At 47.5% G+C, this 13,859-nt stretch carries 12 protein-coding genes; 4 read left to right on the forward strand and 8 right to left on the reverse strand.

What is annotated here, in order from left to right; genetic code table 11:
• Window positions 1-247: 247 nt before the first annotated feature.
• The 3 genes from P8P30_04925 (at window position 248) to P8P30_04935 (ending at window position 5,643) form a co-directional block, all read left to right on the forward strand.
• The gene (locus tag P8P30_04925) at window positions 248-1,330 is read left to right on the forward strand and encodes an efflux RND transporter periplasmic adaptor subunit (protein MDG1286891.1); all 1,083 of its coding nucleotides are present in this window, start codon (window positions 248-250) and stop codon (window positions 1,328-1,330) included.
• On the forward strand, window positions 1,327-4,422 hold the full coding sequence (locus tag P8P30_04930; GenBank protein MDG1286892.1) for an efflux RND transporter permease subunit: 3,096 nt from the start codon (window positions 1,327-1,329) through the stop codon (window positions 4,420-4,422). The genes P8P30_04925 and P8P30_04930 overlap by 4 nt, the downstream gene beginning before the upstream one ends.
• A 108-nt stretch (window positions 4,423-4,530) precedes the next feature.
• On the forward strand, window positions 4,531-5,643 hold the full coding sequence (locus P8P30_04935) for a mechanosensitive ion channel family protein (protein ID MDG1286893.1): 1,113 nt from the start codon (window positions 4,531-4,533) through the stop codon (window positions 5,641-5,643).
• An 8-nt stretch (window positions 5,644-5,651) separates the two neighbouring features.
• Here the strand turns inward: P8P30_04935 and P8P30_04940 are convergent, their stop codons facing one another.
• Window positions 5,652-7,070, reverse strand: coding sequence for a hypothetical protein (locus P8P30_04940; GenBank protein MDG1286894.1), 1,419 nt, complete (start codon window positions 7,068-7,070; stop codon window positions 5,652-5,654).
• Window positions 7,071-7,254: 184 nt separating this feature from the next.
• Window positions 7,255-7,482, reverse strand: coding sequence for a hypothetical protein (locus P8P30_04945; protein ID MDG1286895.1), 228 nt, complete (start codon window positions 7,480-7,482; stop codon window positions 7,255-7,257).
• Between the two features lie 50 nt (window positions 7,483-7,532).
• On the opposite strand from P8P30_04945, the gene P8P30_04950 reads away from it, so the two are divergent.
• Window positions 7,533-8,936 carry a class I SAM-dependent methyltransferase gene (locus tag P8P30_04950; GenBank protein MDG1286896.1) on the forward strand — a complete coding sequence of 468 codons (1,404 nt, stop codon included), beginning with the start codon at window positions 7,533-7,535 and terminating at the stop codon, window positions 8,934-8,936.
• Window positions 8,937-8,979: 43 nt separating this feature from the next.
• Here the strand turns inward: P8P30_04950 and P8P30_04955 are convergent, their stop codons facing one another.
• From P8P30_04955 to P8P30_04980, 6 genes are all read right to left on the reverse strand, one after another.
• On the reverse strand, window positions 8,980-9,504 hold the full coding sequence (locus P8P30_04955; protein MDG1286897.1) for an AMP-binding protein: 525 nt from the start codon (window positions 9,502-9,504) through the stop codon (window positions 8,980-8,982).
• A gap of 82 nt (window positions 9,505-9,586) precedes the next feature.
• Complete coding sequence (locus P8P30_04960; GenBank protein MDG1286898.1) at window positions 9,587-10,342, reverse strand: SDR family NAD(P)-dependent oxidoreductase; 756 nt, start codon at window positions 10,340-10,342, stop codon at window positions 9,587-9,589.
• Between the two features lie 4 nt (window positions 10,343-10,346).
• Window positions 10,347-10,877 carry a DUF3833 domain-containing protein gene (locus P8P30_04965; protein MDG1286899.1) on the reverse strand — a complete coding sequence of 177 codons (531 nt, stop codon included), beginning with the start codon at window positions 10,875-10,877 and terminating at the stop codon, window positions 10,347-10,349.
• Complete coding sequence (locus tag P8P30_04970) at window positions 10,825-12,132, reverse strand: MFS transporter (GenBank protein MDG1286900.1); 1,308 nt, start codon at window positions 12,130-12,132, stop codon at window positions 10,825-10,827. The genes P8P30_04965 and P8P30_04970 overlap by 53 nt, the downstream gene beginning before the upstream one ends.
• A complete protein-coding gene (locus tag P8P30_04975; GenBank protein ID MDG1286901.1) occupies window positions 12,132-12,647 on the reverse strand; it encodes a chalcone isomerase family protein in 516 nt (171 codons plus the stop codon). Before P8P30_04975 ends, P8P30_04970 begins: the two co-directional genes overlap by 1 nt.
• Window positions 12,640-13,827 (reverse strand): cyclopropane-fatty-acyl-phospholipid synthase, encoded by a 1,188-nt coding sequence (locus P8P30_04980; GenBank protein ID MDG1286902.1) that lies wholly within the window; start codon window positions 13,825-13,827, stop codon window positions 12,640-12,642. The genes P8P30_04975 and P8P30_04980 overlap by 8 nt, the downstream gene beginning before the upstream one ends.
• Window positions 13,828-13,859 lie beyond the last annotated feature (32 nt).

Here is a 13,859-nt window from a genome sequence, read left to right on the forward strand (position 1 = left end):
TAGTTCCTTGGCGCGGATGAAAGTGCTCTCTGGCTGGTTTCCGAGTAGATTTCTGACATCAAACGCTTCCATGTTCGCATTATACCAAGTTCGAACTTTCACAACAGTTACATCTAGGTAATCTTGTTTTAGTGATTCCATTCCAAAGAGAGCGCTACATTACAAATTTTCAATATAATAGTCTTTGCAACTCGACCGTTTCACGCCTATTTTTGTTTCCTTAATGAAAGCTTATAGGGTGTTGGCAATGCGTTTAGAACGATGTTTTTATGGAATGGCTTTTGCGGCATCAATGCTGCTGGCAATGCCTGTTTTTGCACAGAAACTTTCTGCTCCAGCAGTGATTGTTTCGATTGTCAAAATCAGTCCTATCTCGGATCGGGTGGAGGCGCTTGGTACGCTGCAGGCCAATGAATCGGTTGAAATCACCGCGACGGTGACGGAGAAAATCACTGCCCTGCATTTTGACGATGGGCAGCGGGTCGAGCAAGGCGATACGCTGGTGGAGATGACCAGCAGCGAAGAGCATGCTCTATTGCGTGCAGCGCGCTCCACTTTGAACGAAGCCCGCAAGCAATTTACCCGTTATAAAGAGCTAACGGCGACCAGTGCGGCCAGCAAATCGGTGCTGGATTTACGCCGCCGTGATATGGAAACCGCCAAAGCACGCCTGAACGCGATTGAATCGCGCATGAGTGACCGGTTGCTTAAAGCGCCTTTCTCCGGAGTGGTTTCGTTACGTAATATCAGTGTGGGGGCGCTGGTGGAGCCGGGAGATATCATTACCACTCTGTATGACGATACGATGATGAAGTTGGATTTCTCCGTTCCTTCGACCTTTCTACCCGTACTCAAAACCGGATTGCCAATTATCGCCCGCGCCCGCGCCTTTGGTGATCAGCAATTTCACGGCACGGTGAGCAGCATTGATCCTGCTATCAATCCTATCACCCGTTCAGTGCAGGTGCGTGCGGTTTTGCCTAATGAGGCTAACTTATTGAATGCCGGACTTTTAATGTCGGTTGAGCTACTCAAAAACCCTCGTAAATCCATTACGGTGCCTGAGGAAGCCTTGGTGATGAAAGGTGACCAGCATTATCTTTATGTGGCGACAGAAGATTTGCTCGCGGATCAGCGCCCGGTTAAAATTGGCACGCGTTTTCATGGATCGGTAGAGATTCTAAAGGGCATTGAAGTCGGAGAAAAACTCATCACGCGTGGGATGATGAATCTACGGCCCAACCAACTCGTGACGATCCGCGGTGAAGATACGGGCGGCGATTCGTTAGATAGCATGCTAAACGGCAATGCTAAGGGCAGCACCCCATGATGATTTCTGATATCTGCGTGAAGCGTCCGGTACTGGCTTCCGTTATTTCGTTGTTGCTGATTGTTATTGGCGTGGTGGCCTTTATGGAGCTACCTTTGCGCCAATATCCTGACATTGATCCGCCGATTATTTCGGTCGACACGATCTATCCCGGTGCGGCGGCCAATGTGGTCGAAACGCGCATTACCGAACTCGTCGAGGACCGTATTGCGGGTGTCGAGGGTATCCGATCCATTTCTTCGGTGAGTGAGGATGGCCGTTCGCGCGTGACGATCGAGTTTAGCGTGAATCGCGATATTGACGCCGCCGCTAACGATATTCGTGATCGTGTTTCAACGATTCTGGACGATCTGCCCGAAGAAGCCGAACCCTCAGAGATCCAAAAAGTGGATTCCAATGATGATGTGATTATGTGGCTGAATCTGGTGTCCGATCGGATGACGGTGCCGGAGCTGACCGACTATGCAGAGCGATATTTGGTCGATCGTTTTTCGGTGCTGGACGGTGTGGCTCGGGTACGTGTGGGCGGTGGGCTGACCTATGCCATGCGGGTGTGGTTGGATCGAAACCAGCTTGCGGCACGGAACCTGACTGTTGCGGATATTGAGAATGCCTTGCGGCAGGAAAATGTCGAGTTACCGGCAGGTAGCTTGGAATCGAAGAATACGCAATTTACGCTGCGGTTGGAGCGCTCTTTCCGCTCGGCTGAAGATTTTTCCAATCTGGTGATTGCGCGTGGCGCGAATGGCTATCTAGTACGCTTGGGCGATGTCGCTAAAGTGGAAAAAGGCGTCGAGGAAAATCGTATCTTTTTCCGTGGCAATGAGGTGCCGATGGTGGGCCTGGGGGTCATCAAGCAATCGACCGCCAACACGCTGGATGTAACCCGTCTTGCCAAAGCAGAGGCGCTGCGTTTGGTGGGTAAGCTACCCGCAGGGATGGAGATCAAGCAAAGCTACGATAGTTCCGTCTTTATTGAAGGGGCGATTAACGAGGTCTATAAAACCCTCGCCATTGCCATTTTACTGGTGATCATCGTTATCTATCTATTCTTGGGAGATATCCGCTCCGTCATTATCCCGGCCGTCACGGTGCCTATCTCGCTTACGGCAACCTTTATCGTGCTTTATGCATTGGATTACTCGGTTAACCTGCTGACTTTACTCGCGCTGGTTCTGGCGATCGGACTGGTGGTGGATGATGCGATTGTGGTGCTGGAAAATATTTATCGTCGGATGCAGAAATTTGGTGAAACACCGCTGGTCGCTGCTTTTCGGGGTACGCGGGAGATTTCATTTGCGGTGATTTCGACCTCGCTGGTGTTAGTATCAGTCTTTGTGCCGCTCGCATTTTTAGAAGGCGATATCGGTCGATTATTTTCAGAGTTTGCCGTGACAATGGCGGCAGCAGTGGGATTCTCCAGTCTGGTAGCGCTCACGCTGACCCCGGTCATTGCCTCGTTTCTGCTAAAGCAGGACCCTAAGCCTTCCATTATCAGCCAGAAAATCACGGCGGGGTTTACGAGTGTGCAGAATGCTTATGGTCGACAATTAGGCTGGGTACTAAGGCATCCTCGACTCATGTTTTTCGTCCTCTTGAGTTTACTTGGGTTCGTTGGCGCAATGCTCTCGATCATCCCTAGCGAATACGCGCCAAAGGAAGATCGCGGGGCATTTTTCGTATTGGTCAATGGTCCTGAGGGCGCCTCCTACGATTATATGACCGAATATATGGATGAGATCGAAGCGCGGATGATGCCCTATGTGGAGTCGGAGGAATTTACCCGCCTTCTGGTGCGTGCGCCGCGTAGTTTCGGTAGTTACGAATCCTTTAATAGTGGTATTGTGATTGTCGTGCTCAATGATTGGAGTAAGCGCCGCGATGCTAATACTATTATGAATGAAGTACGTGGCAAACTGGCTGACCTGCCCGGAGTGCGTGCATTTCCGGTCATGCGGCAAGGCTTTGGCGGGCGTATTCAGAAGCCGGTGCAGTTTGTCATTGGCGGGGGTACGTATGAGGTGCTTGCTGGGTGGCGCGACACTCTTATCGAGCAAATCACACAGCAGAATCCCGGATTTTTGGGCATTGATTCTGACTATAAGCAAACCAAACCGCAGCTACAAATCACCATTGATTACAATCGCGCTGCTGAATTGGGCGTGACGGTCAGCGAAATTGGCCGAACGCTGGAAACTATGATGGGGTCACGCAAAGTAACCACCTATATCGAAGCGGGTGAAGAATATGATGTGATTGTGGAGGGGGAGCGCGCGTTTCAGAGTACTCCCACCAGTATCGAGAATATTTATATTCGCTCCAGTCGTGGCAATGCACTTATCCCGCTTTCTAATTTGGTCTTCATCAAAGAATTCGCCGATTCACCCACACTGAACCGCTATAATCGCGTGCGTGCGATTACGATAGAGGCGAACCTGCAAGATGGCTATACGCTGGGCGAAGCGCTGGCGCATCTGGAAGGAGTGGTCGCCGAGCACCTTCCAGAACAGGTGATTATCGATTATAAAGGTCAGTCGGAGGACTTCCAATCGTATGGCAGTTCCATTTTCTTCACCTTCCTGATGGGGCTCTTAATTGTTTATCTGGTGCTGGCCGCGCAGTTTGAAAGTTATGTGCATCCCATTACCATCATGCTGACGGTGCCCTTAGCGATTGCGGGAGCGTTGGCGGGCATGGCCTTATTGGATGTCACGATGAATATTTATACGCGGATTGGTTTGATTATGTTGGTTGGGCTAGCGGCTAAAAACGGTATTCTCATTGTAGAGTTTGCCAACCAGCTGCGTGATCAGGGAAAAACGATCCCCGAAGCACTGCGCGAGGCATCGCTGACTCGCTTGCGTCCTATTGTGATGACGGGTATCACCACTGCCGCTGGCTCTATCCCGCTTGTACTCGCTTTTGGGCCGGGCGCCGAAACTCGCGCCGCGATTGGTATCGTTATTTTGTTCGGTGCGATTGCGGCGACTTTGTTTACCCTATTTGCGGTACCCGTCGCCTATCAATTCTTGGCACGCTTTACCTCTTCGCCTGAAGCAACGGCGCGTAAGCTGGAAAAAGAGAGTGAGTAGGTCTATTTCACCTGATAGTGCCGAATAGGTGACGGCTAATCCTGTTGGAATCGGTCGGAAACTTTACTACGCTTGACAAGCCTCCGATAAACCGCCTTATTCCAGCCTATGTGGGAAAAATGGACAGTATTTTTTGAAACGAGTTTAGCTTCAACCATTGATATGGGCTGGATGACGCAGGTCTTCATCGTTGTGTTATTCACTCTCATGTTGAGCCTGATTGCGGGCTTTTTATTACGGCGCTTGGAAGGCAAACTCGAGAAAACTCAGACGCTATGGGATGATGCGTTAATCGCGTCTATTCGCAAGCCCTTACGTGCCATCATCTGGATATTGGGTATTGGTTTCGCCGCAGAGATTATTCATACTGAAACAGACACTCCTTTATTTTCATCGGTTCCAAAGCTGAGCGAGCTATTATTTATTATCGTCATCGGATGGGCATTGCTTCGCTTTACCCGAAATGCGGCGCAGGCCATCATACAACACCAAAAGCACAAGGGAAAAACGGTTGATCTCACAACCATTGATGCCATTAGCAATCTACTAAAAGCCTCCATTGTGATTACCACGGGGCTGATTATTCTTCAGACGCTGGGGTATTCGATTAATGCGGTACTGACCTTCGGAGGAATCGGGGGAATTGCTGTTGGTTTTGCAGCCAAGGATTTGCTGGCTAATTTCTTTGGCGCCATGATGATTTATCTGGATCGTCCGTTCAGCGTTGGCGACTGGGTTCGCTCGCCCGACCGCGAGATTGAGGGCACGATCGAACAAATTGGCTGGCGTATGACGACGATTCGTACGTTTGATAAGCGCCCGCTTTACGTTCCGAATGCGGTATTTACGCAAGTGGCGGTAGAGAATCCTTCGCGTATGAGTCATCGCCGGATTTATGAAACGATTGGCATACGCTATGATGATATTAGCCAGATGCATGCCATTACCGACGCTGTGCGTGAGATGTTAAAGGTGCATTCGGAGATTGATGAGTCACAAACCTTAATCGTGCATCTCAATGCCTTTAGTCCTTCGTCTTGCGATTTCTTTATCTATACTTTCACTCACACCACCAATTGGATTAAGTTCCATGAGATTAAACAGGATGTGCTGCTGAAAATTGCCGATATCATTGCGCAACATAAGGCTGAAATGGCCTTCCCAACCCAAACGCTCCATTTGCCTGAGATAGAACAGGCGCTTGCTAAGCAAGCGGGATAAGCAGCCAATCAGCGTGGAAGAGATTGCGCGTGAGGCGTTTCCCCATAGGTAGATTGCCGATTATTAGTAGGGCTTTGTAAACGATCCGTAATGTCGTGTAGCTTGTAGGGAGATTGATTATATTCGAAACTGTAACTTCGATGTTCAAGTCTAGGTAAATCGATCCCGTATATTTCTGACAGAATGAGTCTAAAATTATTTACGGGTGTTGCCTCTGTTTCAAACTGAGGATAGTGGCCGGAGGGGAAGTAAATGCTATTGAGAATTCCAAATTTTTGTTTGAGCTCGGTGTCGCTGGCTTCCCAGAAATTAAACTGATCCCAATTAAGAAGATAGTTTTGCGGATAGGGCCCTTCATCTGACTGCACAACAAATATTACAGGGTAGGGTAGCTCATTTATGAGCTGGTTATGCAACCCTAGGATAAGATTATTAGTATGTTCGATATGTTCAGTATAAGCCTGTTTTTTGTCGTCCCAAGACTTCTTCGCCCAACGAGTTTTCTCGCTACAACTTCCATCAGAATTATACAGATAAGGAGGATGAGAGGTAAATAAATGCCAATAAATAAATTGGGGGGTGGGTTCTTTAAGTCTGTCGATCACGGCTTGGCGTTGTCGTTGTATCAATTCGCATGCGTGCGGGTTATCGGTCTTGAAAAGCGGGCTGTCCTGCAAAGAAGTAAAGGGGGTGAAGCTAAGATATCCAGCAATAAATTCGGTAATGAAGCTTTTAGGCGAAACCGATAGATCAGCATGCGCGTTAACACGTGTCGCATCCCACCAGTTGCCCATATGGACGAAATAATACCCTATATCCTTTAGAATGCGCTGAACCTGATGGTCCTCTAAGACCTCGTACATGGGTGTATGATAGGGCGTATCTTCGCCGATGGTATCTATCATGCTATCGAGATACGTCATATTGAGGGTGGAGGCAATGGACTGAAAGGTTTTCGTATAGTTTGCATTTTGCGCGTCCCAGACATAAAACCCTTTATCTCTGAGAGACTGCGTGAATGTGTCATTGTGAAACCCGTAATAATCAAGCAGTGATTCATTACTCGCATACCTGTCAGGCACAATATAAACGATATGAGGTGTGGTGACCGGTTCATGGTTCTTGAGAGTTTCTTCCAGTTTATTAAATGAGAATTCCTGATGTTTGAATGAGTAGCGATCGTATAAATTAAAACTATTAAAGCAAACAATAACAAGAGAATAGACGATGAGTATTTTTCTGAGGTTAGGCGTAATCGACCATTTTTTTGTAGAATAAATAAGGCCGATCAATATTGCCGCGAAGCTACATTGACTGATGATGTTGGTAAAGGGCAGCACGGCAGGTGGCAGCAATGAGATGAATGCAGTAATGGGTTTTAAAAACGCATAAGGATAGAATAGCCAGCCAAGGACCAAGATTATCAAGATTCGTTCGGTTGATTTCCAATTGCGTGTCAGGATGTATACTATCCCTGTAACGAGTAAAAAGAGACAAGCAAGAACAACAAACATTTTTGGGAAATCAAGAAAGCTTACATAAGTTGTGTTCTGAGATGTGAAATACATCAAGTTCGTTTGGAAGATGAGAAACAGGCTTAGGAAGAATGTTTTATTCATCCAGTTTCGGGTCCGCGCTTGCTTTGCTCTCTTTCGAAGGAGGAGTATCTTTGTTTCCGAAAAGGTTCATTAACCTATACCACCATAGTTTGCCGGTAGCGATTGCAGTGACCACTGCGCCGATAATAATTTGAACCAGCAGCCCTCCTGTTGCCGGGTCAATATAGGCGTAGGCTTCAACCGGTAACAAAAGGATAAAGGGGAAGAAAAAAGCTGGCATTTCTATGTCTCACTACTAAATTCGGAAATTACCTGTACATTGAGGCATATATGATAGAGCTAAAGAAAAGCGGAAGTTCGTTCCGCGATCCCAGCGGGCAGATTTTATACGATGAAAATGCGAATGTCTATCGTGTTATTACTCGCTGTGGAGAAGCTAATTTTAAATTAGGTGAGGATTCAGGGCTCTATCAATCTCTTATTGAGAGCGGAAAATTAGTTCCTTATAAGCATGAGAAAAAAGAACGGTTTGATATACCGGTCGAATCAGCTGAGATTCTCGTTTCACATCCCAAAATTCCGTTTATATCCTACCCTTATGAATGGGGGTTTGAGCAATTGCGTCAGGCGGCATTGTTGCAACTCGATATCTATCTGGAGAGTCTGGAATATGGGATGACGCTTTCCGATGCAACAGCCTATAATATCCAGTTCATAGGTGCGCGTCCGGTCTTCATCGACCTGCTTTCATTTCAGCCCTATGATGAGGGGATGTTGTGGAAAGCCCAGCAACAATTTGTGGATCAATTTTTGAGTCCATTATTGCTTTGGGCTGGTGCTGATATTCCGTACAATGAATTATACCGGGGACATTTTAAAGGCATTCCGGCAGAAATAGTGCATGCCGCAATGCCGTGGTATAAGAAATGTTCCATCCGCTATTTAAACTATATTTATCTGCCTATGTTATTCGAACGAAAACAGCTTGGCTCAACGGATAGATCCAAAAAGACGGTGAAGGGGAAATTGCCAAAGGCCGGCTTTGAATTTATTTTAAAGCAATTGCGCAAGTGGATAGTATCGCTGCCCAATCCTGAGAAGCAAACGGTCTGGAGTCATTACGATACCATGCGTAATTACGATAATCAGGAGGTTAAAAGCAAGCACGCCTTTCTTGAAAAGATCGTCAGTGAGGTCAAACCGGAAATGTTATGGGATATTGGCTGCAATACGGGCGAGTTCAGCCTAACCGCCCTTGAATCCGGTGCTAGCTACGTTGTTGGAATGGAAATGGATCATGGCGCATTGGCTAAATCCTTTAAGCGAAGCCAAGATACAGGAAGCAACTTCTTACCTATTTATCAGAATTTACTGAACCCATCGCCTAATTTGGGATGGTGTGAGAGGGAACGTTCTGGGCTTTTGGAGCGGAGTCAGGCGGATATGGTTATATCACTGGCAGTGCTGCATCATATTGTGATTGGTGGGAATGTGCCTTTGGAAGATGCGATCACCTATTTAACGGCGATGGCGCCAAGCGGCATTATCGAATGGGTTCCTAAAAATGATGGCATGGTGCAAACGATGCTCGCCAATAGAGAGGACATTTTTAAGGATTATGATGAGGCAAGTTTCTCTAGAATTTTGCAGGAAAATGCAAAAATAGTCACAACCGAACAAATTTCTGCTTCGGGTCGCAAGCTATTCTATTATACGCAGTTGGAAGCTGCCTAATTTTCACCAACGAGTGTCTTTAGATAGGGAGTTTACCTATGCGTTAGGACAGTTCTTCGGCCAATTCTTTTATGGACACATAGTCGAGTTTCCCAGTTCCGAGTAAAGGAATTTCATCGATAATATGAATGGTTTTGGGGTTTGATAATTCGCCGATACCCTCTTGTTTGGTATAGGCGATGATAGCGGAACGTTCCGCATCGCGTTGTTCGGTGAATAAAATCAGTTGCTCGCCTTTTTTGGGATCGGGAAGTGCTACGACGGCATGTGCGGCATTAGGCCAGAGGTTGGAGAGATAGCTTTCCACTGCTGTTAGTGAAACCATTTCCCCGCCAATTTTTGCGAAGCGTTTGGCGCGGCCTTTAATGCTAATGAAGCCTTGTTCGTCAATATCGACAATGTCACCCGTGTCGTACCAGTTATCTTGTGGGGGTATGAGTTCTCCCGGGTTATTGGCCAGTAGGTACCCTTTCATTACATTGGGGCCGTGAACGAGTAGTTTTCCGCCTTCCTCTATGCCGGGTATCATCGTTGCTGCTTCGCTCATTGAACGCCACGGTGCGGTCATGAAACTAAAATGGGAGCAGTTTACCCTTACCAGAAAGGCATAAGTCGAACAGCATTGAGTCTGAAAAAGGGTGGGGTGATTCCTACCCTTTTTCACGCATTTTGCGTGTGATCCATAAGGTCAGCGAATAGGGTAAAAGCTTTAGGAACTTCGTCATCAGCGTAAAACCTTTTGGGAAATGGATTTCAAACGCGCGGGCTCTTAAGCCTTTCGCAATGGCTTTGACCGCCTGTTCTGGCTCAATCCGCATGGGCATGTGGAATTTGTTTTTATCGGTGATGCGGGTGCGGACGAAGCCTGAATTGATGAGTTTGATATCGACATACTCTTGCGCCTCAGCATGCAAGCTTTCGGCAAAATTGATAATGCCGGCCTTAGTGGCGCTATACGGTTGGCCGCCGGGTAAGCCCGTATATCCGGCCACACTACCGCAGAGCACTAACTGGCCTGCTTTCTGTTTATCGAAAATAGGGAGGGTGGCATAGGTCACGTAAATTGCACCGAGTAGATTTACCTCCACTAGTTTTTTTGCAAACTCCACATCCATCTTATCGACATCATTTGGGCGATAAAGTGCGGCCATAAAGATGACGCGATCAAGCTTTGGCGTGTGTAAAGAAACATCCTTAAACGCTTTCTGTACCGCATCACTATCCGATACATCTAGTGGCACGACACTATGGTCGCCCCCTAGTTCGCCATTAAGCGTTTCTAATTCTTCCTGCCGGCGTGCCGACAGGATCAGCGTTGCGCCTTGTGAGGCTAACTCTTTCGCTAGCGCTTCGCCGATGCCGCTACTGGCACCGATAATCCAGATATGTTCGTTTTTGAAGGTCATAATATTATTGTTTCTGCATGAAGAGCGTGAGTTCAGCCACCGTAATACCAAATTTTTTCATATAGGAACGATTTATCAGCACTCCATCATTCATTTGCCACATCCAGTCATCGAATTTTAGGCGGTAAGTGGTGTCATCGACAGGGACATCCATCGTGTAGGCCCACTGCACAGCGCTGCCGGAAACACCGCCGACGGCTTTGCCAAGGATATCGCCTGCCGTACCTTCATAGGTTCCATCATCAAGCTTTGTGATAGTCCAGGTGCGTTTTTGGGTTTTGCCATCGTAAAAGATGAAGTCTTCTTCGAGGGTGCCGATATCGCCTTCCCAGCTGCCGACCATGGTCACGTCAAAACGGTTTGTGACACGTCCACGCCAATCTTGCACGATACCCCATGCTTTTATAGGGCCGTCAAAATAGGCCTTAATATCGGCTTTAGGGGTGGTGTCTTTGTAATAGTCTAGTGAATTTCCCATACAGCTACTGAGCGTTACGCCCACTCCTATCAGTATTAAGGTTAATATCTTTTTCATTTATCTCTCCTTTATTGATGGCATGCCAAAGCATTAGTACGGCGCCTAATTTAATAATGCAGGGAATCAGCGCGTAGGTCAGGCTTAGACCAAACAGTGCTTTGTTAGAGTTGCTAGCTGCCGCGGTGAAGCCCATAGAGTCGAGTATTGGTAGGGCAATAATGCCAGCAAAGGCCAGTGCGGATTTTGCGATGAAGGTCATAATTGCGAATTGGCTTGAGGCACTATTTTGCGTTGCTTGTCCATGCATGTGACGCGCAAGAATTGCAGGAGGTAAGGCTAAGTCTCCTCCTAGCGAGAAGCCAGAGGCGATGCAAATAATTAGATAGGGAACGAGGTTGCCTTCATTCAGCAAGAAGGCGCCGATAAAGCTAATCACGGCCAGTAGCATCGCGGCCAGCCATGCGCATTCGGGGCTATAATTGTTACTGAGTGTTTTCCATAAAGGCATGGCGATAACGCCTGATAAGAAATAGGTGAGCAGGAATAATCCTGTATATTCTTCCAACCCCAAGCGGTCACGAATGAAAAATAGCACAAGTACCGCTGGCATGGCGGAGGCCAGCATGCTGACGGCATAAGTCGTATAGAAATGGCGCGTTCTAGGTGAGAGGTTTTTGATATTCTTCCAAAAAGAAACAGGTGACTGGGCGGCTTTGGGCTTTGGTGAAGCATACTGCTTATACCAGCCGGAAAATCGCCAGAATCCGAGCAGACTCAATAGAAGTAATAAGGCGCTCATCCATGAAAAGGCTTGCGAGATATCCATCCATTTTTGCAACAGAGGGGGGAGTACGACCGCGCAGGTGAGGCCAATAAGCGTTATGCCTTCGCGCGTGGTAGTGATGCGAGTTTGTTGGTGTGATTCGGAACTCCAGAGTGCGCCTAAGGCGTTTAAATTCACGGTGAGTATGCTGAAGGCGGTTGTCGCCAGCAGCATACTCACTACAAACCATCCTGCAACATGGTTGGTAAAAGGTGTAAATAAGGCGTAGAAAGCTACTGCTAAGATAACTAGCGCAATCAGCATGAAGCTAAAACGTTTCTGTGCGAATTTGTCGCTCAATATGCCAATAAGTGGATCTTGAATGGCATCAATAACACGCAACCCTAATAATAATGCCGCAAGGGTGGAAAGCGATAGCCCGTGCTGTGTCACGTAAAAATCAGGCGCGTGGATATAAAGCGGCAAACCAACAAAGGCTAAAGGCAGCGCCAGTAAGCTATAGTTCAAAATATCTTTGCGTAGCAGCACTAGCGTAACCCTAATAACTGGCGGCGAAGTTGGGGTTCCGATGTTTTGTCCGATAACCAAATGTCGAAGAACCAGTGCCCGAATTCAGGGTCTTTTATCATGCCGATTGCTTTGCCATCTTTATAGAAACGTGTCGGCGCGTTGGGAGTATAAAGACCGACCAGTTTTGTGTCTTTTTTCACATCGGGGAAAATATCACGCATTTGCGAGTACCACGCGGCCAGCTTTATTTCATTGGTGAACCCCTGTTTGCGCATTTCTGCGGCGGAGCGTTCAGCAATCGCCTCGCCGTCTAATGCGCGTAAATAATGCAGCGTCAGGGCGAAAGGTTTATCCGCACTCCATTGACCTTTCGGCGCATGTAGAGTGACATCATAGACATCCCATAGCAGATAAGTCATCCGTGCTTCACCTACTTGCTTGGCATTTGGGATATGTTTTTGCGCCATCTCGAAAGCAAGTGCCTGAGTTGCTGATAACCAAAATACGATGGCCATTAGTAGTAGTTTACGCATGCTGTAACTCCAACTGCATCACATCAGTGCGGCCTGTTTCAAAGCCTGCGATACATACCGCCAGATAAAAACGCCATAGGCGAATAAACGATTCATCAAATCCGAGTGCTCGCACTTGGGGTAATTTAAGTTCGAACGTTTCGAGCCAGTGGCGTAGCGTGCGAGCGTAATCTTTGCCGAAGGCGAAGCTATCTGTCACCTGCAGCCCTGCTTTATTCGCCTCTTGTGCGAAGCGAGTCGGTGTCGGCAGCATGCCGCCGGGGAAGATGAAGCTGCGAATCATATCGCCAGTTTTGCGATATTGGTCAAAATAAGGTTCGCCGATAGTGATGGTTTGTACGACTGCTGTGCCTTTATCTTTGAGCAGAGATTCCATCTTTTGGAAGTAAGTGGGCCAGAATTTTTCGCCCACAGCTTCGAACATTTCAATCGAGATAATGGAATCATATTTGCCTTGTTGATGGCGGTAATCTTCCAATACAATCTCGGCATTACCGCCTAATCGTTGGGTGGCATAGGTGTGCTGTTGTGCAGAGAGGGTAATGCCTTTTACCTCAAAGTCATGCTGAGTGATCGCCCGTTCGGCCAAGCCACCCCAACCGCAACCCACTTCCAGCAAACGACCTGATGAAACGTTTAAACGATCTAACATGCGGTCATATTTGTTATATTGAGCCTGCTCTAGAGACTCACCGCCCTCTTTAAATAGAGCGGCAGAGTAGCTCATGCTGGGGTCGAGCCATAGCTTGTAGAACTCATTGCCGAGATCATAATGCGCATGAATATTACGCTTGCTGCCTTTTAATGTATTGCGTGTAAATCGATACAGAAATTGAGTCATGAGGCGTGAGAGAAATCCACCATAAATATAGGGTCCAATCGCTTTTTCATTCTGCGCGCCGACCAGCAGAAGATCCGTCAAGTTTTCGGAACTCCAGCCGCCATCACGGTAGGTTTCGGCCAGTCCGATATCGCCTTTGGCAGACAGTGCTGAGATCATTCGCCAATCGTGGATATGTAAGGTGCCATGTGCGCCGGGTTGGGTGCCTTGAAAGCTGTAAAGCGTGCCATTGGGCAAAGTGCATTGGAAAGAACCATGTTCAATCTTCTCTAACGTTCTTAAAAAACGATCCGTCACGGATTTTTGCCACATGGAAATGCCTTTATTATTTCGTTTCATTATAAGGAAGGCGCCTAACGGGTTGCTTACCA

The organism is Rickettsiales bacterium (assembly GCA_029252805.1).
Lineage (GTDB): Bacteria > Pseudomonadota > Alphaproteobacteria > Rickettsiales > JALZUV01 > JALZUV01.